The 21,679-nt window shown below is 59.6% G+C and carries 21 protein-coding genes; 18 read left to right on the top strand and 3 right to left on the bottom strand.

Going from position 1 to position 21,679, the window contains the following annotated elements; all coding sequences use genetic code 11:
- The first annotated feature begins 63 nt into the window (after window positions 1–63).
- From tilS to ispD, 6 genes are all read left to right on the top strand, one after another.
- Entirely contained in the window at window positions 64–1,380 is a 1,317-nt protein-coding gene (tilS, locus tag VLA07_RS02610) for a tRNA lysidine(34) synthetase TilS (protein WP_247269400.1), read from the top strand.
- Between the two features lie 274 nt (window positions 1,381–1,654).
- On the top strand, window positions 1,655–3,286 hold the full coding sequence (locus VLA07_RS02605) for a CTP synthase (RefSeq protein WP_003222153.1): 1,632 nt from the start codon (window positions 1,655–1,657) through the stop codon (window positions 3,284–3,286).
- Between the two features lie 4 nt (window positions 3,287–3,290).
- Window positions 3,291–4,136, top strand: coding sequence for a 3-deoxy-8-phosphooctulonate synthase (gene kdsA / locus VLA07_RS02600; protein ID WP_098967470.1), 846 nt, complete (start codon window positions 3,291–3,293; stop codon window positions 4,134–4,136).
- A gap of 156 nt (window positions 4,137–4,292) precedes the next feature.
- The gene (eno, locus tag VLA07_RS02595) at window positions 4,293–5,582 is read left to right on the top strand and encodes a phosphopyruvate hydratase (protein WP_003222156.1); all 1,290 of its coding nucleotides are present in this window, start codon (window positions 4,293–4,295) and stop codon (window positions 5,580–5,582) included.
- Window positions 5,583–5,753: 171 nt separating this feature from the next.
- Window positions 5,754–6,032, top strand: coding sequence for a cell division protein FtsB (gene ftsB, locus VLA07_RS02590; RefSeq protein WP_007964293.1), 279 nt, complete (start codon window positions 5,754–5,756; stop codon window positions 6,030–6,032).
- Window positions 6,029–6,736 carry a 2-C-methyl-D-erythritol 4-phosphate cytidylyltransferase gene (gene ispD / locus VLA07_RS02585; RefSeq protein ID WP_333988357.1) on the top strand — a complete coding sequence of 236 codons (708 nt, stop codon included), beginning with the start codon at window positions 6,029–6,031 and terminating at the stop codon, window positions 6,734–6,736. The genes ftsB and ispD overlap by 4 nt, the downstream gene beginning before the upstream one ends.
- Before the next feature lie 143 nt (window positions 6,737–6,879).
- Here the strand turns inward: ispD and VLA07_RS02580 are convergent, their stop codons facing one another.
- Window positions 6,880–7,776, bottom strand: a complete 897-nt coding sequence (locus VLA07_RS02580) for a LysR substrate-binding domain-containing protein (RefSeq protein ID WP_007964295.1) — start codon at window positions 7,774–7,776, stop codon at window positions 6,880–6,882.
- A 116-nt stretch (window positions 7,777–7,892) separates the two neighbouring features.
- Between VLA07_RS02580 and VLA07_RS02575 the strand changes: the two genes are divergently transcribed.
- The 8 genes from VLA07_RS02575 (at window position 7,893) to rpoS (ending at window position 15,112) form a co-directional block, all read left to right on the top strand.
- Entirely contained in the window at window positions 7,893–9,005 is a 1,113-nt protein-coding gene (locus VLA07_RS02575) for an S-(hydroxymethyl)glutathione dehydrogenase/class III alcohol dehydrogenase (protein WP_027611042.1), read from the top strand.
- A 65-nt stretch (window positions 9,006–9,070) separates the two neighbouring features.
- A complete protein-coding gene (gene fghA, locus VLA07_RS02570; protein ID WP_103367846.1) occupies window positions 9,071–9,916 on the top strand; it encodes an S-formylglutathione hydrolase in 846 nt (281 codons plus the stop codon).
- A 43-nt stretch (window positions 9,917–9,959) separates the two neighbouring features.
- Entirely contained in the window at window positions 9,960–10,433 is a 474-nt protein-coding gene (ispF, locus tag VLA07_RS02565) for a 2-C-methyl-D-erythritol 2,4-cyclodiphosphate synthase (RefSeq protein WP_027611044.1), read from the top strand.
- On the top strand, window positions 10,430–11,488 hold the full coding sequence (truD, locus tag VLA07_RS02560; protein WP_333988356.1) for a tRNA pseudouridine(13) synthase TruD: 1,059 nt from the start codon (window positions 10,430–10,432) through the stop codon (window positions 11,486–11,488). Before ispF ends, truD begins: the two co-directional genes overlap by 4 nt.
- A complete protein-coding gene (gene surE, locus VLA07_RS02555) occupies window positions 11,476–12,225 on the top strand; it encodes a 5'/3'-nucleotidase SurE (protein WP_027611046.1) in 750 nt (249 codons plus the stop codon). Before truD ends, surE begins: the two co-directional genes overlap by 13 nt.
- A 41-nt stretch (window positions 12,226–12,266) precedes the next feature.
- A complete protein-coding gene (locus VLA07_RS02550; protein WP_247269417.1) occupies window positions 12,267–12,902 on the top strand; it encodes a protein-L-isoaspartate(D-aspartate) O-methyltransferase in 636 nt (211 codons plus the stop codon).
- A gap of 212 nt (window positions 12,903–13,114) precedes the next feature.
- On the top strand, window positions 13,115–13,996 hold the full coding sequence (locus VLA07_RS02545) for a peptidoglycan DD-metalloendopeptidase family protein (protein ID WP_027611047.1): 882 nt from the start codon (window positions 13,115–13,117) through the stop codon (window positions 13,994–13,996).
- Between the two features lie 105 nt (window positions 13,997–14,101).
- Complete coding sequence (rpoS, locus tag VLA07_RS02540; protein WP_007964304.1) at window positions 14,102–15,112, top strand: RNA polymerase sigma factor RpoS; 1,011 nt, start codon at window positions 14,102–14,104, stop codon at window positions 15,110–15,112.
- Window positions 15,113–15,723: 611 nt separating this feature from the next.
- On the opposite strand, the gene fdxA is transcribed toward rpoS, so the two are convergent.
- Together fdxA and mutS are read right to left on the bottom strand one after the other, a co-directional pair.
- The gene (gene fdxA, locus VLA07_RS02535; RefSeq protein WP_003222178.1) at window positions 15,724–16,047 is read right to left on the bottom strand and encodes a ferredoxin FdxA; all 324 of its coding nucleotides are present in this window, start codon (window positions 16,045–16,047) and stop codon (window positions 15,724–15,726) included.
- A gap of 163 nt (window positions 16,048–16,210) precedes the next feature.
- A complete protein-coding gene (mutS, locus tag VLA07_RS02530) occupies window positions 16,211–18,793 on the bottom strand; it encodes a DNA mismatch repair protein MutS (protein WP_027611048.1) in 2,583 nt (860 codons plus the stop codon).
- Window positions 18,794–19,002: 209 nt separating this feature from the next.
- Here mutS and VLA07_RS02525 point away from each other — a divergent pair, with 209 nt between their 5' ends.
- From VLA07_RS02525 to VLA07_RS02510, 4 genes are all read left to right on the top strand, one after another.
- Window positions 19,003–19,737, top strand: coding sequence for a LexA family transcriptional regulator (locus VLA07_RS02525; protein WP_027611049.1), 735 nt, complete (start codon window positions 19,003–19,005; stop codon window positions 19,735–19,737).
- Window positions 19,738–20,252: 515 nt separating this feature from the next.
- The gene (locus tag VLA07_RS02520; RefSeq protein WP_247269394.1) at window positions 20,253–20,669 is read left to right on the top strand and encodes a tail fiber assembly protein; all 417 of its coding nucleotides are present in this window, start codon (window positions 20,253–20,255) and stop codon (window positions 20,667–20,669) included.
- Between the two features lie 96 nt (window positions 20,670–20,765).
- On the top strand, window positions 20,766–21,194 hold the full coding sequence (locus tag VLA07_RS02515) for a tail fiber assembly protein (RefSeq protein WP_247269393.1): 429 nt from the start codon (window positions 20,766–20,768) through the stop codon (window positions 21,192–21,194).
- Between the two features lie 135 nt (window positions 21,195–21,329).
- Entirely contained in the window at window positions 21,330–21,671 is a 342-nt protein-coding gene (locus tag VLA07_RS02510; protein WP_003222183.1) for a phage holin family protein, read from the top strand.
- The last annotated feature ends 8 nt before the right edge of the window (window positions 21,672–21,679 follow it).

The raw sequence follows: 21,679 nt of genomic DNA, 5'->3' as shown, positions 1-21,679 counted from the left end.
GCCTTCGCGAGCAAGCCCGCTCCCACATTTGATTTGGGCAAACAGTTAGATAGGGGTCAGTCCGTGAGTGATCTGCCGTCCCGGCTTCTGCTGAACGTTGCAGCCTGGCGCAATGCCAGGACCTGGCGCGTGGCTTTCTCCGGTGGTCTCGATTCCACCGTCCTGCTGCATCTGCTGGCCCATCTCGCCCAACACCATTCCCTGCCGGCGCTCAGCGCCATCCATATCCACCATGGCCTCCAGGCTGCGGCTGATGCGTGGCCGGCGCATTGTCAGTCGGTCTGCGATGCGCTGGGTGTGCCGCTGCACGTGATGCGGGTGACGGTGCAACCCGGCGCCAGTCTTGAAAGGGCGGCGCGGGAGGCGCGGTATGCGGCGTTCACCTCGCTGACCGAGGCCGGGGATTTGCTGCTGACCGGGCAGCACCGTGATGATCAGGCCGAAACCCTATTGTTTCGTTTAATGCGCGGTGCCGGCGTGCGCGGACTTTCGGCGATGCCGGCGCAGCGACCGTTGGGGCAGGGCACGCTGGTGCGGCCATTGCTCGACGTCACGCGCTCCGAGCTTGAGGCTTACGCCCGCGTGCATCAGTTGCACTGGATCGAAGACCCGTCAAACCAGGATCGGCAGTTCTCGCGCAACTACCTGCGCCATCAGGTGCTGCCGTTGCTCACCGCGCGCTGGCCGCAGGCGCAGGCGAGCATGGCCCGCAGCGCGGTGCACCTGCGTGAGGCGCAAGGCCTGCTCGATGAGCTGGCGCAGCTCGATCTCGCGCAAGCCGCCACGCCGAGCGAGTTTTCATGGCTGGGCCTACCGTCGCTGGAGCTGGCGCCGCTGACGAGTCTGTCCGCCGCTCGTCAGCGCAATGCACTCAGCCACTGGCTCGAACCGCTGACCCAGTTGCCCGACACTGACCATTGGTCGGGTTGGGACGACCTGCGTGGTGCTGCCAACGATGCATCCCCGGTCTGGTGTCTGGCCGACGGTGAGCTGCATCGCAGCGCCGGCCGGGTATGGTGGTTGAGCGGAGGCTGGCTGCGCGCGCCAGCGGTCAGCGTCGAGTGGCCTGACCCGTCGACGCCGCTACGCTTGGCGAATAACGGGCGTGTCATGTTCAGCGGGCAGACTCCCGTCGGGCCGCTGCGCATTGGCTATCGGCAGGGCGGCGAGCTGATGCATCTGGCGGGGCGCGGCCACCGCGATCTCAAGCGCCTGCTCAATGAGCGCGCGGTGCCGGGCTTCGTCCGTGGCAGATTGCCGCTGCTGTTTCGCGGCGCAGAATTGCTCGCCGTGGCGAACCTGCCGGGCCTTGACGGGCAGGGGCCGGACGGCTGGACATTGCATTGGCAGCCAACAGACGAAGATCAAGGTTTGAGATGAAAGGGGCATTCCGGTAGACTACGCTCCCTTCTTGATACAACTTCTGTGGATTCGCCTGAATTGCAGGAGTTGCCGATTACCAAGCAGTCTTTGCTGGGCGATTCCAAAAAATGTGTAGCGAGCAACGTACCGGTGTTTCATCTGCCGGTCTGTCCCAACGCGGCGGTTTTTTTGAAAGGTGCACTGTGATTAATGCAGGTGATCGGGGGCTTCGGCCTTCCTTCGCTTTCCCCGGCGGCTCGTACCGCTTTAACGCAGACTTCTAGGGTTTTTCATGACGCGCTACATATTCGTCACGGGCGGTGTTGTTTCTTCATTGGGGAAAGGCATTGCCTCGGCTTCATTGGCGGCCATCCTGGAGGCGCGGGGGCTTAAGGTCACCATGCTTAAGCTGGATCCGTACATCAACGTCGACCCGGGCACCATGAGCCCGTTCCAGCACGGTGAAGTGTTCGTCACCCACGACGGCGCCGAGACCGACCTGGACCTGGGCCACTACGAGCGGTTCATCCGCACGACCATGACCCAGAACAACAACTTCACCACTGGCCGTGTCTACGAGCACGTGCTGCGCAAAGAGCGCCGTGGTGACTACCTGGGTGCAACCATCCAGGTGATTCCGCACATTACCGACGAAATCAAGCGTCGCATCATCAAGGGTGCCGGCGATGCCGACGTGGCCCTGGTGGAAATCGGCGGTACCGTTGGCGACATCGAATCGCAACCGTTCCTCGAAGCCATCCGTCAACTGCGTGTGGAAGTCGGTTCCAAGCGCGCGATGCTGATGCACCTGACGCTGGTTCCGTACATCGCCACCGCTGGCGAAACCAAGACCAAGCCAACCCAGCACTCGGTAAAAGAGCTGCGTTCGATCGGCCTGCAGCCAGACGTGCTGATCTGCCGCTCCGACCATCCGGTGGATGTGTCGTCGCGTCGCAAGATCGCACTGTTCACCAACGTTGAAGAGCGTGCGGTGATCTCCCTGGAAGACGTCGACACCATCTACAAGATTCCGGCCGTGCTGCACGCTCAGGGTCTGGACGATTTCGTCGTCGAGCGTTTCGGCCTGCAATGCAATGGCGCCGACCTGTCCGAGTGGGAAAAGGTCGTCGATGCCAAGCTCAATCCAGAGCACGAAGTGACCATCGCGATGGTCGGCAAGTACATGGAACTGCTGGACGCCTACAAGTCGCTGATCGAAGCGATGAGTCACGCCGGCATCACCAACCGTACCAAGGTCAACCTGCGTTACATCGATTCCGAAGACATCGAGAACCAGGGCACTGCGCTGCTCGAAGGTGTCGACGCGATCCTCGTTCCGGGCGGCTTCGGTCTGCGTGGCGTGGAAGGCAAGATCACTGCCGTTCAGTACGCTCGTGAAAACAAGGTTCCGTACCTGGGCATCTGCCTGGGCATGCAAGTGGCGGTTATCGAGTTCGCCCGTAACGTGCTGGGCTGGAAAGACGCCAACTCCACCGAGTTCGATCGCGCCAGCGGCCATCCGGTCGTGGGTCTGATCACCGAGTGGGAAGACGCCACCGGCGCAGTTGAAGTGCGTACCGAAGCGTCCGATCTGGGCGGCACCATGCGCCTCGGCGCTCAGGAATGCCTGCTCGAAGCCGGCTCCAAGGTGCACGATTGCTACGGCAAGGACGTGATCGTTGAACGTCACCGTCACCGCTACGAAGTGAACAACAACCTGCTGCCACAAATCATCGAAGCCGGCCTGAAAATCTCCGGTCGCTCCGCTGATGCCGCGCTGGTTGAAGTGGTCGAAGCGCCGGATCATCCATGGTTCGTCGCTTGCCAGTTCCACCCGGAGTTCACCTCGACGCCACGTGACGGTCACCCGCTGTTCAGCGGTTTCGTAAAAGCTGCGTTGGCTCAACACCAGAAGAAGGCGTAACCCGATGGCACAGAAGATCATTCGCGTTGGCAACATCGAAATCGCCAACGACAAACCCATGGTGCTGTTCGGCGGCATGAACGTGCTGGAAAGCCGTGACATGGCCATGCAGGTTTGCGAGGAGTACGTGAAGGTCACCGAGAAACTCGGCATCCCTTACGTGTTCAAGGCCAGCTTCGACAAGGCCAACCGGTCTTCTGTGACTTCGTATCGCGGCCCTGGCCTGGAAGAGGGCATGCGCATCTTCCAGGACATCAAACAAGCCTTCGGCGTGCCGATCATCACCGACGTCCACGAGCCTGATCAGGCCGCGGTCGTCGCTGAAGTCTGCGACATCATTCAGCTGCCGGCCTTCCTGTCGCGCCAGACCGATCTGGTCGTCGCGATGGCCAAGACCAACGCTGTGATCAACATCAAGAAAGCCCAGTTCCTCGCGCCTCAGGAAATGAAACACATCCTGAACAAGTGCGTGGAAGCGGGTAACGATCAATTGATCCTCTGCGAGCGTGGTTCGAGCTTCGGCTACAACAACCTCGTGGTCGACATGCTCGGCTTCGGCATCATGAAGCAGTTCGAGTACCCGGTATTCTTCGACGTGACTCACTCGCTGCAAATGCCTGGCGGTCGTTCCGACTCTGCCGGCGGTCGCCGCGCCCAGGTCACCGATCTGGCCAAGGCCGGCATGAGCCAGTCGCTGGCCGGTCTGTTCCTCGAAGCGCATCCGGATCCGGACAACGCCAAATGCGACGGCCCTTGCGCCTTGCGTCTGGACAAACTGGAGCCATTTCTGGCCCAGCTCAAAGCTTTGGACGAACTGGTGAAGAGTTTTCCGACGGTAGAAACCGCGTAAAGCTCATTTCTCCGGTAAAGTACCGCACGATTTGTCGCACATGCCCTCGGGCATGTGCGTTGTCGTCTGCAAGCTGCCCGCTGCACACCACTTGCCGACGGTCAAAAGATTTCCTCTAGCTGCGTCGTTTTCGTCAACTTTGGAGTGTTTACAACAATGGCAAAAATCGTCGACATCAAAGGTCGTGAAGTTCTCGACTCCCGTGGCAATCCCACCGTGGAAGCGGACGTGCTTCTCGACAACGGCATCATCGGCAGCGCCTGTGCGCCTTCCGGTGCATCCACTGGCTCGCGTGAAGCGCTCGAGCTGCGTGATGGCGACAAGAGCCGTTACCTGGGCAAAGGTGTGCTCAAGGCGGTAGCCAACATCAACGGTCCGATCCGCGATCTGCTGCTGGGCACCGACCCAAGCGACCAGAAAGCCCTCGACCACGCGATGATCAAGCTCGACGGTACCGAAAACAAGGCAACCCTGGGCGCCAACGCCATCCTTGCCGTATCCCTGGCTGCGGCCAAGGCGGCTGCACAGGACCAGGATCTGCCACTGTACGCACACATCGCCAACCTGAACGGCACCCCGGGTGTGTACTCGATGCCGGTTCCGATGATGAACATCATCAACGGTGGCGAGCACGCCGATAACAACGTCGACATCCAGGAATTCATGGTGCAGCCGGTTGGCGCCAAGACGTTCTCGGAAGGTCTGCGCATGGGCACCGAGATTTTCCATCACCTCAAAGCTGTGCTGAAGGCCCGTGGCCTGAGCACTGCCGTTGGCGACGAAGGCGGTTTCGCACCGAACCTGGCGTCCAACGAAGACGCGCTGAAAGTGATCTCCGAAGCAGTGGCCAACGCCGGTTACAAGCTGGGCACCGACGTGACCCTGGCGCTGGACTGCGCGGCCAGCGAATTCTACGAAGACGGCAAGTACAACCTGTCCGGTGAAGGCCAGGTGTTCACCGCTGAAGGTTTCGCCGATTATCTGAAAGGCCTGACCGAACGTTATCCGATCATCTCGATCGAAGACGGTCTGGACGAGTCCGACTGGGCTGGCTGGAAGATCCTCACCGACAAGATCGGCGAGAAGACCCAACTGGTCGGCGACGACCTGTTCGTGACCAACACCAAGATCCTGAAAGAAGGCATCGATAAAAAGATCGCCAACTCGATCCTGATCAAGTTCAACCAGATCGGCACCCTGACCGAAACCCTGGAAGCCATCCAGATGGCCAAGGCTGCCGGTTATACCGCGGTGATCTCGCACCGTTCGGGCGAAACCGAAGATTCGACCATCGCCGACCTGGCCGTGGGCACTTCGGCTGGCCAGATCAAGACCGGTTCGCTGTGCCGTTCCGACCGCGTTTCCAAGTACAACCAACTGCTGCGTATCGAAGAGCAGTTGAATGGCAAAGCCAAGTACAACGGTCGCAGCGAGTTCCGCGGCTGAGTTGTAAATGGTAAAAAGACACCGGATTGTGTCGAAAAAGTCGTGACAGCGATGGATTTGCCACTAATCTGATGCCTTACATGCACAAGCCTGGATCTTCCAGGCTTCGTGCTATCAGACGTTTCAAAGTTTTGGCGTGGCTGTCTTTTTTCACTGGATACCTGATATTCGATGCGCAGTCCTTACTGGTTGTTTCTCGTTTTGCTCTTGCTGCTGGCCGGTCTGCAGTACCGCCTGTGGGTGGGCAATGGCAGTCTGGCGCAGGTCGCCGAGCTGAAGCAGCAGATTGCTGATCAGCACGCCGAGAACGAAGGCCTGCTGGAGCGCAATCGGGTGATGGACGCTGAAGTCAGCGAATTGAAAAAAGGCATGGAGACCGTTGAAGAACGGGCTCGCCATGAGCTGGGCATGGTCAAGGACGGTGAAACCCTTTACCAGCTCGCGCAATGATCGATTCCCTGCCGGCCTTCTGGGCCGTGATTCCTGCCGCGGGCGTCGGTGCCCGAATGGCCGCGGACCGTCCCAAGCAATACCTGCAACTGGGCGGACGCACAATTCTCGAACACAGCCTCGGCTGTTTCCTTGATCACCCGAGCCTCAAGGGCCTGGTGGTCAGTCTGGCGGTTGATGATCCTTATTGGCCAAACCTGGCCTGCGCCAGCGACTCGCGGATTCAGCGGGTCGAGGGCGGCGCCGAGCGTTCCGGGTCGGTGCTGAACGCTTTGCTGCATCTGCATGCGCAAGGTGCCGATGACGATGACTGGGTGCTGGTGCACGATGCGGCACGGCCCAACCTGAGTCGCGACGATCTCGACAAGTTGCTGGTTGAACTGGCGGATGATGCCGTCGGCGGTCTGCTGGCCGTGCCGGCGCGCGATACCCTGAAGCGGGTCGACAAGCACGGTCGTGTGCTTGAAACCGTGGATCGCAGCGTGATCTGGCAAGCCTATACGCCGCAGATGTTCCGTCTCGGTGCCTTGCATCGGGCGTTGGCCGACAGTCTGGTGGCGGATGCGGTGATTACCGATGAAGCCTCGGCGATGGAGTGGGCCGGTCTGGCGCCGCGCCTGATCGAAGGGCGGGCGGACAACCTCAAGGTCACCCGGCCGGAAGACCTGGAGTGGTTGCGTCAGCGTTGGGCTAACCGTCGCTGAGTGCTGTGGCGCTTGTTCGATCGCTTTCGCGAGCAAGCCCGCTCCCACCCTTGAATTGCGCCGAACACAAATTTTGCATGCACCGTCGATCCCCTGTGGGAGCGAGCCTGCTCGCGAAGGCGATCGTTCAAGCAACCCATCACTCAGCCCCGATACTCCGGCCGCTCGGCCAATCCTTCCTTCAAGAAATCCACCAGCTTGCGCACCTTCGGCGACAAATGCCGCTGCTGTGGATACAACGCCCACACCGCCGTATTCGGCGGCTGATGCGCCTCCAGCAGCGAAATCAGCGCACCACTGTGCAAATGCTCCAGCACGTAATAGTCCGGCAACTGACACAAGCCGACCCCTTGCAGCGCCGCATCCAGCACCGCTTGCCCACTGTTGCAGCGCCAGTTTCCCTGCACGCGCTGGGAAAATTCCCGGCCGTTCTGTTCCAGTTGCCACAGATCCGAACTGCCGATCAGGCAATTGTGCCGGCTCAGTTCCGACAAGCTGTGTGGGCGGCCATACCGTTCCACGTAGGAAGGAGACGCGCACAGGTACATCCGACGCGGCGCCAGGCGGGTGGCGACCAATCGAGAATCCTGCAATCGGCCCAGACGGATCGCCAGATCCAGTCCCTCATGCACCAGATCGAGTTGGCGGTTACTCAGCTCGATATCAACGCGCAGTTGCGGGTATTGCCCCATGAACCGCGTCACCAACGGCACGATAAACCGCTCGCCATAGGCCACGGCGCAGGTCATGCGCAGCATGCCTTTCGGTTCGCTGGTCAGGTCGCCGACCGCGCGCAGAGCTTCTTCGCGACCGTCCTGCAGGCGCTGACAATGCTGCAGAAAGGTCTGACCGGCTTCGGTCAGGGTCACACGACGGGTGCTGCGGTAGAGCAGGCGCGTCTGTAATCGATCCTCCAGCCGTACGATTTGTCGACTGATGTGTGAGGAAGAAACTCCAAGGCGTTCGGCCGCAGCGGTGAATTGGCTGCATTCGGCGACGGCGACGAACTCGTCGATACCTTCCCAGCGGTTTTCGGACATTTGATTATCCCTGTGCAGCAATAATATTTTGCATTTGTTCGGATTATTAATCAGTTGGCGCTGAACTACACTGCCGGTCTGGTTTTTTTATTCATTGGATTCACTGGAGAGTCAGCATGATCAAGTCGCGCGCCGCCGTTGCCTTCGAGGCCAAGAAGCCGCTGGAAATCGTAGAAGTCGATGTGGCCATGCCCAAGGCCGGTGAAGTGTTGCTGCGCGTGGTGGCTTCCGGGGTTTGCCACACTGACGCCTACACCCTGTCCGGCGCGGATCCGGAAGGTATCTTCCCGTCGATCCTCGGCCACGAAGGTGGCGCGATCGTTGAAGCCATCGGCGAGGGCGTCACCTCGGTCGCCGTCGGTGACCACGTGATTCCGCTGTACACCCCGGAATGCGGCCAGTGCAAATTCTGCAAGTCGGGCAAGACCAACCTGTGTCAGGCGATTCGAGCCACTCAGGGCAAAGGCCTGATGCCGGACGGCACTTCGCGCTTTTCCTACAAGGGCCAAACGATTTTCCACTACATGGGTACTTCGACGTTCTCGGAATACACCGTACTGCCGGAAATCTCCGTGGCGAAAATCGCCAAGGATGCGCCGCTGGAAAAGGTCTGCCTGCTCGGTTGCGGCGTAACCACCGGTATCGGCGCGGTAATCAACACTGCGAAGGTCAAGCCAGGTGACACCGTGGCGATCTTCGGTCTCGGCGGCATCGGTCTGTCGGCAGTCATCGGTGCAGTGAAAGCCAAGGCTGCGCGGATCATCGCCATCGACATCAACCCGGCCAAGTTCGAGATCGCCAAGCAGTTGGGCGCCACCGATTGCGTCAACCCGAAAGACTTCGATCGTCCGATCCAGGAAGTGATCGTCGACATGACCGACGGCGGCGTCGATTTCTCTTTCGAGTGCATCGGCAACGTGCAACTGATGCGCGCGGCGCTGGAATGCTGCCACAAGGGCTGGGGCGAATCGGTGATCATCGGTGTTGCCGGTGCCGGTCAGGAAATTTCGACCCGTCCGTTCCAGCTGGTGACCGGTCGCGTCTGGCGTGGTTCGGCGTTCGGTGGCGTGCGTGGCCGTACCGAGCTGCCAAGCTATGTCGACATGGCGCAGAGCGGCGAGATTCCGCTGGATACTTTCATTACCCACACCATGGGTCTGGAAGACATCAACAAGGCCTTCGACCTGATGCACGAAGGCAAGAGCATCCGCACCGTCATTCATTTCTGATCAATCGCGACGCCACGGCTACAGACCTTGAAGGTTTATAGCCGGGGCCGCGTAGGAGTCTTTACATGAGTCTGGAAAACATCTCCTGTCAGAAAAGTTTCGGCGGCTGGCACAAGCGCTATCGCCACCGTTCCGACGTGCTCGGCTGCGACATGGTGTTTGCCGTGTATTTGCCGCCGCAAGCGGAGCAGGGCGGCAAGCTGCCGGTGCTGTATTGGCTGTCCGGCCTAACCTGCACCGACGAGAACTTCATGCAGAAGGCCGGGGCGATGCGCATGGCCGCCGAACTCGGTCTGATCATCGTCGCGCCGGACACCAGTCCGCGCGGCCCGGATGTGCCGGGTGATCCAGATGGCGCCTGGGATTTCGGTCTCGGTGCCGGGTTCTACCTGAATGCCACGCAGGAACCGTGGTCGCGGCACTATCGGATGCATGACTATGTCGTGCAGGAATTGCCTGCACTGGTTGAAGCGCATTTCCCGGCGTCGGACAAACGCAGCATCAGCGGCCACTCCATGGGCGGTCACGGTGCACTGGTCTGCGCGCTGCGCAACCCGGGGCGTTATCAGTCGGTGTCGGCGTTTTCGCCGATCAACAACCCGATGGATTGTCCGTGGGGGCAGAAAGCATTCTCCCGCTATCTGGGCGAAGACCGTTCCAAGTGGAAAGAATGGGATGCCTGCGCGCTGATTGCTGAAGCCGACGAGAAACTGCCGTTGCTGGTCGATCAGGGGGATCGCGATGACTTCCTCGCCACGCAGCTCAAACCCGAAGCCCTGCAACAAGCTGCAAAACAAGCGGGTCATCCGCTGACGCTGCGCCTGCAACCGGGCTACGACCACAGCTATTTCTTCATCTCAAGCTTCATTGACGACCACTTGCAGCATCACGCACGCGCCCTGCGCGGTTAATGCAGGTAGAATCACGCCCTGACAAAAATCGGGGCGTTTTTTTATGCGTATTGGCCACGGCTACGATGTTCACCGTTTCGCTGAAGGCGATTTCATTACTCTGGGCGGCGTGCGTATTGCACACGGCTTCGGGCTGCTCGCTCATTCCGACGGTGACGTCCTGCTGCATGCCTTGAGCGATGCCTTGCTCGGCGCGGCCGCGCTGGGCGATATCGGCAAGCACTTTCCGGACACCGACCCGCAATTCAAGGGCGCCGACAGCCGTGTGCTGCTGCGGCATGTGGTCGCGCTGATCCACGCCAAGGGTTGGAAAGTCGGCAACGTCGACAACACCATCGTCGCTCAGGCACCGAAAATGGCCCCGCATATCGAAGCGATGCGCGCGTTGATCGCCGCCGATCTGCAAGTTGAACTGGATCAAGTGAACGTGAAAGCTACCACCACCGAAAAGCTCGGCTTTGTCGGTCGCGAAGAAGGCATCGCCGTGCATTCCGTTGCCTTGTTGCTGCGCGCATGAACGAACTGCAATTGCTTGGCCCGCGGGCCTATGGCGAACCACTCGGCACTGCGGTTCTGAAAGCCATTGCCGAAGATTTTCAGGTCGATGAAGTGCTCGACATCCCGTTCAGCGGCGATGGTGAGCACCTGTGGATCTGGGTCGAAAAACGTGGCCTGAACACCGAAGAAGCCGCGCGCCGAATTGCCAAGGCTGCCGGCGTGCCGTTGCGCACCGTCAGTTATGCCGGGCTCAAGGATCGTCAGGCGCTGACCCGCCAGTGGTTCAGTGTGCAACTGCCGGGCAAGGCCGACCCGGATCTCTCGGCGGCGGAAAACGACACGCTGAAGATCCTCAAGACCACGCGGCACAAGCGCAAGCTGCAACGCGGCGCGCATTCGGCCAACGGCTTCACCTTGCGCCTGACCCAGTTTGTCGGCGACAAGGACGCGATCGAACAGCGTCTGCAGATGATCGCCAAGCAAGGCATTCCCAATTATTTTGGCGCCCAGCGTTTCGGCCATGACGGCGGCAACGTCGTTGATGCGCGTGCCTGGGCGGCGCGCAAGGCATTGCCCGAGCAGCGCAATGTGCGTTCGCGGCTGCTGTCGACGGCGCGCAGTTTTCTGTTCAATCAAGTGCTGGCGGCGCGGGTTGCCGACGGCACCTGGCAGCAGGCGCAGGTCGGCGATCTGCTGGCGTTCACCGACAGCCGCAGTTTCTTCCCGGCGGGTGTTGCCGAATGCAGTGACCCGCGTCTGGCGATTCTCGACCTGCACCCGACCGGTCCGCAGTGGGGCGAAGGTGACTCACCGACCGCTGGCGCTGTCCATGATCTGGAGCAGGGGATTGCCGAGCGTGAAGCGGATCTGCGCGATTGGTTGATCAATGCCGGAATGAGCCACGAACGTCGCATCCTGCGGCTGCCCATTGGCGGGTTGTCGTGGCATTATCCCCAGCCTGACATTCTGCAACTGGAATTCGTCCTCCCGGCCGGATGCTTCGCCACCGTATTGGTGCGCGAACTCGTTGATCTGGTGCCGGTGGGGCAGACGGACAGCCCATGCGTATTCTGATTTCTAACGACGATGGGGTAACCGCACCCGGTCTCGCCGCGCTTTATGCTGCGCTGGCGGATTACACCGAGTGCGTGGTTATCGCCCCGGAGCAGGACAAAAGCGGCGCCAGCAGTTCGCTGACGCTCGACCGTCCGTTGCACCCGCAATACCTGGCAAACGGTTTCATCAGCCTCAACGGTACGCCGACCGACTGTGTGCACCTGGGCCTCAACGGCCTGCTGGAGCGCGAGCCGGACATGGTGGTTTCCGGGATCAACCTCGGTGCCAATCTGGGCGATGACGTGCTGTATTCCGGTACCGTGGCGGCTGCCCTCGAAGGGCGCTTTCTCAAGCGCCCTTCGTTTGCGTTCTCGCTGTGCTCACGACAGGTGGACAACCTGGCGACAGCCGCACATTTCGCGCGCAAACTGGTCGAGGCTCACGCCGGGCTGGACCTGCCGCCGCGCACGGTGCTGAACGTGAACATTCCCAATCTGCCGATCGATCATATTCGTGGCATTCAACTGACCCGTCTGGGCCATCGCGCCCGGGCTGCGGCGCCGATGAAAGTGGTCGACCCGCGTGGCAAGGCCGGCTACTGGATTGCCGCGGCCGGCGATGCCGAAGACGGCGGCCCGGGCACCGACTTTCATGCGGTGATGCAGGGTTACGTGTCGATCACGCCATTGCAGCTCGATCGCACTTTCAATGATGCCTTCAGAAGTCTCGACGGCTGGCTGGAGGAACTGCGCTGATGGCTCGTGAACACGAAGACAGACTGCGCAGTGGCATCGGCATGACGTCGCAGCGCACCCGTGAACGTCTGATCCAGCGGCTGTATGAAGAAGGCCTGTCCAACGCCAAGGTACTGGAAGTGATCCGCCGTACGCCGCGTCATCTGTTTGTCGATGAAGCGCTGGCGCACCGTGCCTACGAAGATACCGCACTGCCAATCGGCCACAACCAGACCATCTCCCAGCCTTATATGGTGGCGCGCATGAGCGAGCTGCTGCTGGAGGCGGGATCGCTGGACAAGGTGCTGGAGATCGGTACCGGTTCGGGTTACCAGACCGCAGTGCTGTCGCAACTGGTCGAGCGGGTATTTTCGGTCGAACGCATCAAGGTCCTGCAGGATCGGGCCAAGGAACGCCTGGTCGAACTCAACCTACGCAACGTGGTGTTCCGCTGGGGCGATGGCTGGGAAGGCTGGCCGGCGCTGGCGCCGTACAACGGCATCATCGTCACCGCAGTCGCGACTGACGTGCCGCAGGCCTTGCTCGATCAACTGGCACCGGGTGGGCGGATGGTGATTCCGGTTGGCTCGGGGGAAGTGCAGCAACTGATGCTGATTGTGCGTGAAGAACACGGCTTTTCCCGTCACGTATTGGGAGCCGTGCGCTTCGTGCCATTGCTCAATGGCCCGCTGGCCTGAGCATTTATTTGCGGGCGCTGAATTCCTCGCGCTGGCCTGTGTCTTACATCGGCAGCGATGGTTTAAACGCTACGAATTGTCCAAGGGCAAACGTGTGCGTGAAGCGTTTTCGCATCTTTAACGGTAAAGCCGGTTCGGCCCGTTATACTTGCGACACTACTTGCCGCGATTCGGCATTCCACATATTTCAGCCACCACAAAGGGAGCGGCGGGTGAGTCTCACAGTCATTGCGCAGCGTATGGGTAACACGAGCTTTCAGCGCCTGGTGACTGGCCTTGTATTGAGCACCTTGCTGGTCGGTTGCTCCAGCACCAAATCGAGCAACGTGCGGGTGGTCGATCGCAACAGTGCGGCGGCCCAGCGTCCGGCCGTCACGACCGGGCAGTATGTAGTCCGTCCGGGCGATACGCTGTTTTCCATCGCTTTTCGCTACGGCTGGGACTACAAAGCCCTCGCGGCCCGGAACAATATTCCTACGCCGTATACGATCCACCCGGGTCAGACAATTCGCTTTGACGGCCGCACCGGTTCAACACCGACAGCGGTGGTGAGCAACGGCAGTTCCGCGCCATCATCGTCGAGCAAAACCACGGTAATCCGGCGCCAGGCGAATGGCACGACGACCACCACCGTGACCGGCTCCGGAGCCGCTGCTGCGGGGGCTGCACCGTCCGTCGCGAACAAATCGGCTCCGGCTCCGATGCCTCCACCGGGCCCGGCCCCGACCGGCTGGGGATGGCCATCTAATGGCATTCTGATTGGAAAATTCTCTTCAAACGGTAGTTTGAATAAAGGAATTGATATCGCCGGAGATTTGGGACAGCCTGTTTTAGCTGCGTCTGATGGGACGGTGGTTTACGCCGGGAGTGGCTTAAGGGGCTACGGCGAATTAGTCATCATCAAACACAGCGAAACCTACGTCAGTGCCTACGGACATAACCGCAGGCTGTTGGTACGGGAGGGGCAGCAGGTCAAGGTCGGACAGACAATTGCCGAAATGGGGTCCACGGGTACAGACCGGGTGAAACTGCATTTTGAGATTCGCCGCCAAGGTAAACCTGTAGATCCGCTGCAGTTCCTGCCCAAACGTTGATTTGAGGCCAGCCTGTTCCGTCGCGTAGAGGGGACAGGCTCCAGCGCTGCCAAGGATAAAGGCGTCGCTTGAGCTTGGGGTCGAACTCACCAAAGGACTATAACAATGGCTCTCAGTAAAGAAGTGCCGGAGTTTGACATCGACGATGAGGTTCTCCTTATGGAGGCCGGCATCGATTCGGAATCTTCGATGTCGAATGATGAAGGGGCTGCTCCACCTTCCGTTCGTTCCAAATCCAGACAATCCGCTTCACTTAAACAACACAAGTACATCGACTACACTCGGGCACTCGATGCCACGCAGCTGTATCTCAACGAAATCGGCTTTTCACCACTGCTCTCCCCGGAGGAAGAAGTTCATTTTGCGCGTCTGTCGCAAAGTGGCGACCCTGCCGGGCGCAAGCGCATGATTGAAAGTAACCTGCGGCTGGTCGTGAAGATCGCCCGGCGTTACGTCAATCGGGGGCTGTCGCTGCTGGATCTGATCGAAGAGGGTAACCTCGGCCTGATCCGCGCAGTGGAAAAGTTCGATCCCGAGCGCGGCTTCCGCTTCTCGACCTACGCGACCTGGTGGATCCGTCAGACCATCGAGCGCGCGATCATGAATCAGACCCGGACCATCCGGTTGCCGATCCATGTGGTCAAGGAGCTCAACGTGTACCTGCGGGCCGCACGGGAGCTGACGCAGAAGCTCGATCACGAACCTTCACCCGAAGAAATCGCCAACCTGCTGGAAAAACCGGTGGGCGAGGTCAAGCGCATGCTCGGCCTGAACGAGCGGGTTTCTTCGGTCGATGTCTCGCTGGGTCCGGATTCGGATAAAACCCTGCTGGACACCCTGACGGATGACCGTCCGACCGATCCATGTGAACTGCTGCAGGATGACGACCTGTCGCAGAGCATCGATCAATGGCTCTCGGAACTGACCGACAAGCAGCGCGAGGTGGTCGTACGCCGCTTCGGTCTGCGCGGCCATGAGAGCAGCACGCTGGAAGACGTAGGCCTGGAGATCGGCCTGACCCGGGAACGGGTGCGGCAGATCCAGGTGGAGGGCCTCAAACGCCTTCGCGAAATTCTCGAGAAGAATGGCCTGTCGAGCGAGTCGCTGTTTCAGTAAGCGCCTCACACGCCTGCCGCAAGAAGCCCCGACTGGTTCGGGGCTTTTTTATTGCTCGGATATTGGCTGATGACTGTCTGTGGCGAGGGAGCTTGCTCCCGCCGGGTTGCGCAGCAACCCCAAAAATTCATGAGCGCTACGCACTCAAGCGGGAGCAAGCTCCCTCGGCACAAAGTTCATTGCCGGACAAATGGTCAGCATTTCCATCGTTTGTAGTCTCGCGGTGTAAGCCTTGGCTTACTCTTTCGTAAGCGTTCCCCATTTTTGCAGGACGGTAGACGTCGACTTCTGCCGAGAGTCGTTTTTAACCGATTGATTTATATGCTTATTTTTTAATATGAAGTGCTTATTACAGCGACTTTCACCCCGCCGGGCCGATTGCTCTCGGCAGGGAACTCTCTAGTATCAGCACTGTGTCGACGGACAGACACGCCCTTCAGGGAAGAGGGGAATGGACATCGCAGGACGCGATTCATCAGGACGATGAAAAGGAATACAGGGAATAGGGAAAAAATGTGGGCGGGTCAAACCGCCCCTTTTTTTGTCTGTAGAAAAGTAAAACCCGAAAAAGCAAAAAGGCCCCAAGGGGCCTTTTGGTAACGCGCGACAGATCAGCGTTCGAGGTCTTTGATCTTGCCTTTGACGCCATCCCACTCTTCGGCATCCGGCAGCGATTCTTTCTTCTCGGTGATGTTCGGCCAGATTTCGGCCAATTCAACGTTCAGTTGAATGAACTCCTGCATATCCTCCGGAACTTCATCCTCGGAGAAAATCGCGACGGCCGGGCATTCCGGTTCGCACAGGGCGCAGTCGATGCACTCGTCCGGGTGAATCACCAGGAAGTTCGGGCCTTCGTAAAAGCAGTCCACCGGACAGACTTCTACGCAGTCGGTGTACTTGCACTTGATGCAGTTGTCGGTGACGACGAAGGTCATTTCTAATTTTCTCCTCAGGCGGCGGCAGCGTAGCCCCTTCACGGTTGGGGTCGCCAGGTTCGGGAGCGATGTCTGCCAGCCAGGCTATTAGCCAGCAGCATCCCAAACCGCGCGAGATTCTAACAGCTTGAAGCCATTTGCGTTATATCCGGTTCTTCGCTGCTTAGATCCGGTTCTTAAGTGCATATAACAATTCGAGCGCTCGACGCGGGGTCAGGTCATCGAGATCCACTTTGGCCAACTCATCGAGCACCGGGTGCGGCAGGCTGGCGAACATGTCGCTCTGCTGCGGAACGGCCGGTTTGCCTTTGACGGCAGGCTTGGGCGCTTCATGCGGCAATGCGGTGTCTTCCAGTCGGCTCAGGTGCTCACGGGCCCGCACGATCACTTCACTCGGCACGCCGGCCAGTTGCGCCACCGCCAGGCCGTAGCTCTGGCTGGCAGGCCCCGGCAACACGTGGTGCAGGAACACGATGCGCTCGTTGTGCTCAGTGGCGTTGAGGTGCACGTTGGCCACCAGCGGCTCGGCTTCCGGCAACACGGTCAGTTCGAAATAGTGCGTGGCAAATAGAGTATAGGCACGCAGATGCGCCAGACGCTCGGCGGCCGCCCATGCCAGCGACAGACCGTCGAAGGTGCTGGTGCCGCGCCCAACTTCGTCCATCAGCACCAGACTGCGCTCGGTGGCGTTGTGCAGGATGTTGGCGGTTTCGCTCATCTCGACCATGAAGGTCGAACGGCCACCGGCCAGGTCATCGCTGGAACCGATTCGGGTGAAGATCCGGTCCACCAGCGACAACTCGCAACTGGCCGCCGGCACGAAGCTGCCGATATGCGCCAGCAGCACGATCAATGCGGTTTGGCGCATGTAGGTGGATTTACCACCCATGTTCGGGCCGGTGATCACCAGCATCCGGGTGTTGTCATCCAGGCTCAGGTCGTTGGCCACGAATGGCGTAGTCAGCACTTGCTCGACCACCGGGTGACGCCCTTGGGTGATGCGCATGCACGGCTCGCTGACGAAGCGCGGGCAGTTCAGATCAAGGTTCAGCGCACGCTCGGCAAGATTGCTCAGCACGTCCAGCTCGGCCAATGCGCCGGCAGTGTCCTGCAACGGTGGCAACTGGCTGATGAGATCTTCCAGCAGCGCCTCGTAGAGCATTTTCTCGCGAGCCAGGGCACGGCTCTTGGCCGACAGCGCCTTGTCTTCGAATTCTTTCAGCTCAGGCGTGATGAAGCGCTCGGCGCCCTTGAGCGTCTGGCGCCGGATGTAATCGGCTGGAGCCGATTCGGCTTGCTTGCTCGGCAGTTCGATGAAGTAGCCGTGAATGCGGTTGTAACCGACTTTCAGGTTGGCCAGACCGGTGCGGGCCTTTTCCCGGGCTTCCAGATCGATAAGGAACTGGCCGGCGTTTTCGCTCAGCGATTGCAACTCGTCGAGTTCGCTGTCGTAACCGGTTTTCAGCACGCCGCCGTCGCGGATCACTGCTGGCGGGTTGTCGATGATGGCTTTTTCCAGCAGCGCCGCCAGTTCCGGATAGGTGCTGGTGGTGGTCGCCAGGCGTTGCAGGTGCGGTGCTTCGAGGTCGGTCATCGCCACTTGCAGTTGCGGCAGGGCACCGAGAGCATCGCGCAGACGCGCGAGGTCACGGGGGCGCGCATTGCGCAGGCCGATCCGCGCCAGAATCCGCTCGATGTCGCCGATTTCCTTGAGCTGCGGCTGCAGCTTTTCGAAGCGGTAGCCGTCGAGCAGGCAAGTGATCGAGGTCTGCCGCGCCAAAAGCACGGTCAGATCGCGCAGCGGACGGTTCAGCCAACGGGTCAGCAAACGGCTGCCCATTGCGGTCTGGCAGCGATCAACCACTGATTGCAGGGTGTTGTCGCGACCACCAGCCAGGTTAGTGTCGAGTTCGAGGTTGCGGCGGCTGGCGCCGTCGAGCACCACGGTATCGTCCAGACGCTCATGACGCAGGCTGCGCAGATGGGGCAGGGCGGTGCGCTGGGTTTCCTTGGCATAGGCCAGCAGGCAACCGGCAGCGCCGATGGCCAGGGTCAGGGTTTCGCAACCGAAGCCTTTGAGATCTTGCGTGGAAAACTGCTGGCAGAGACTTTTCAGCGCCGAATCACGCTCGAAATCCCACGGCGCGCGACGACGCACACCACGGCGCTTTTCCGCCGGCAGGTCTTTCGGCCAATCGTCCGGGATCAGCAGTTCCACCGGGTTGACTCGCTCCAGCTCCGCCAGCAGGTTTTCCCAGCCCTTGATCTCGAGCACAGTAAAGTTGCCGCTGGTGATGTCCAGCACTGCCAGACCGAACAGGCGCTCGTCGCCTAGCACGGCGGCAATCAGGTTGTCGCGGCGTTCATCGAGCAGCGCTTCGTCGCTGACCGTGCCCGGGGTAATGATCCGTACCACCTGACGTTCTACCGGGCCCTTGCTGGTGGCCGGATCGCCGACCTGCTCGCAGATCACCACCGACTCACCGAGCTTGACCAGTTTCGCCAGGTAACCTTCCGCCGCGTGGTAAGGAATCCCGCACATCGGGATCGCTTGCCCCGCCGACTGGCCGCGCGCGGTCAGAGTGATGTCGAGCAACTTGGCCGCCTTCTTCGCATCTTCATAGAAGATCTCGTAGAAGTCGCCCATGCGATAGAACATCAGCTGATCCGGGTGCTGATTCTTCAGGCGCCAGTATTGCTGCATCATCGGGGTGTGGGAGGACAGGTCGGAGACGGCTTTATTCATCGGATTGTCAGGTAACTCGTTAAATGATGTAGGGCAAAAGCGAGGGCAACCGCCGGGCTTTTCCGCGATGGGCGCAAGGTTACCATGGGCGGTCGGCTCGACGCAGGCATGACGGCCGGCTGACACTTTCTGCGTTTAATTGTGATTTATGCACGATTTATGCAAATCAGCATTTGTCTTCGGAAAAAACTTCAAGCACTATGCGCGTTATGCAAAAACGCAACGTATCCTCCGTCTTAAGAGCACTGCTCGACCAGCACGGGATCTCCCCCACGGAGCTCCACCGTCGCACCGGCGTGCCTCAATCAACGCTCTCGCGGATTCTCAGCGGGAAGATCGTCGATCCTTCGGATAAACATATCTCGAAGATCGCCGAATACTTCAATGTGAGCACCGATCAATTGCGTGGCCGCGCCGATGTCGCGATCGCGACCGGTGGCGCGCGCGATGACGTGCATGCGGAACTCAAGGACATAAGCCTGTGGGACGACGATACCCCTGTCGATGACGACGAGGTGTCGGTGCCCTTTCTTCGTGAGGTTGAATTGGCTGCTGGATCAGGAAGATTCGTCATCGAAGAGAGCGAACGCTCTAGCCTGCGCTTCGGCAAACGCAGCCTGCGCCATAACGGTGTGCAGTTCGACCAGGCCAAATGCGTGACGGTGCGCGGTAACAGCATGATGCCGGTGTTGCGTGACGGCGCCACGGTCGGAGTCAATGCCGGCAAGTGCGGCATCGGCGATATCATCGATGGCGATCTGTATGCGATCAACCACAACGGTCAGTTGCGCGTGAAGCAGCTCTACCGCCTGCCGACCGGTATCCGTCTGCGCAGTTTCAACCGTGATGAACATCCGGACGAGGACTACAGCTTCCAGGATATGCAGGACGAGCAGATAGTCATCCTTGGTCACGTCTTCTGGTGGGGCATGTACGCTCGATAGGTACTCCCCTTCGCATAAAACCCGCCTCATGGCGGGTTTTTTTTCGCCTGAACAAAACCCTCGGCGCCTTGATTTATGCGGTCTGCATGCGCCCGTGCATTTCTCGCGCATAAATAAATGCATTTATGCATTGACTGTATATGCATCCATGCATATTCTTGCCACCAAGCCGCTCGACAAAGCGGCTGGCAACAACAGCTCTTTAGTTCCACAAGAACAGGCAGCGATGAACCGGCCTCAACGGTTCAGAGGGTTGGCAACTGACCCGGGTGTGCAGCGTAAAGCACCAAGAGCAGTTATCCGGCGGGCAGGGACCGCGGTCGGAAAAACAATTTGAATGGACTCGTACCGCGCCAGTAGCGCCGAAAAGTCAGCTTCCTTCTCGAATACAGGATTTGAAGGAAGGCGAAGGAGCGCATTACTGAAAAGCCCGGCGTAATGCCGGGCTTTTTGGAATGCCTACCCGGGCAGGAACTGAAAAGCCGGGATGCCGGCAATCAATCAGGATGATGAGCATGAAGAAGTACGCACGTGTCGTCGAAGGCAAAGTCGACAACATTTTTGAAACCGCTAACCCGATCACCGAAGAGTTTCCGGCGAACCAAGTCTGGGTGGATGTCAGCGCATTGCCCAAGATCGACTATTCCTGGAACGCGGTGAACACCGACGGCGTCTGGACATTTACCGACAGCGATATGTGGGGGCAACCGTCCTCGTTGGCCATTCAAATGCGTAATGAAAGAGCTATTCGTTTCGACAAAGTCAACGCCACTCTGGCGTCGTCGGCGCTGGTGCAGAAGGTTGAGCTGGGGCTGGCCACGCCGGCAGAGGAAGCCGCACTGCTGGAATACAAGCAGTTCTTCATCGCGATGAGCAACGTCAACAAACAGCCGGGCTACCCGCTGACTGTTAGCTGGCCTCAAGTTCCATAAACAACGCTTGGCGCGCCCACAGCGTTCAGGCGCGGTGGACGCGAGATCGAAACACCAAGCGTTGAGTGTTGAAAAACTTAAACCAAGGAGAAACACATGAATCGATATGTCTTTATTTCATTGAGCACTTTCAAAGTTTATCGGGTACTCGATACTGATGAGGGGATGCCGACCAGTCCTCCCGATGGCGTGTGGGGGCAATGGGTGGATGCCACTGGAAATACCGAAGTTGTGGTCGGATGGAACGCTAGAATTGTCAACAATCAATGGGAGTTGCATGCACCCACCTATGAGGAGGTAGCCGCTGAAGTCAAAGTTCTTGCGATTGAGAGGTTGTCGGATGCCAGAGGCTGGCTGAGCATCAACCCGTTGGATTACAAGAAGGATTTGGGCATTGCAACGCCGGAGGAGGAAGCGGCGCTATTGGCTTATAAGCAATACGTCGTCGCGCTGTGCGATTTCAAGAATCAACCAGGTTACCCGTACACCATCATTTGGCCGACAGTGCCTTTTCCGCTGGTTTGAGTCGGCTGTGTGATTTTATTGGTCTGTATTACTCAAAAGCCCGGCCCCGCGTCGGGCTTTTTGGAATGCCTACCTGAAGAGACATCGCTTGAACCCGACATACATCACTCATCAACTGAAACCAGGAGGCGTGACATGACAAACGAGCAACAAGCGTTGGCGGACATGCCGATCTGGCTGGTCATCCTCCTCGCTGTAGTGGGCGGGGTGTCCGGCGAAATGTGGCGCGCCGACAAGGAGGGCGCCCGCGGCTGGTCATTGCTGCGGCGTCTGGCCCTGCGCTCCGGCGCCTGCATGATCTGCGGCGTCTCGGCGATCATGCTGCTGTATGCAGCAGGGCTTTCGATCTGGGCCGCCGGAGCCTTCGGTTGCCTGACCGCCATGGCCGGTGCCGACGTCGCCATCGGTCTGTACGAACGCTGGGCCGCCAAGCGCATCGGCGTCTGCGAAGTTCCCCCGCCGCGCGATCCCCAGTAACTCAACAC

Origin of the sequence: Pseudomonas sp. S3(2024) (assembly GCF_036861315.1) — a bacterium.
GTDB classification, from domain to species: Bacteria; Pseudomonadota; Gammaproteobacteria; order Pseudomonadales; family Pseudomonadaceae; genus Aquipseudomonas; species Aquipseudomonas putida_A.
This window is presented reverse-complemented; position numbering and strand designations above follow the sequence as displayed.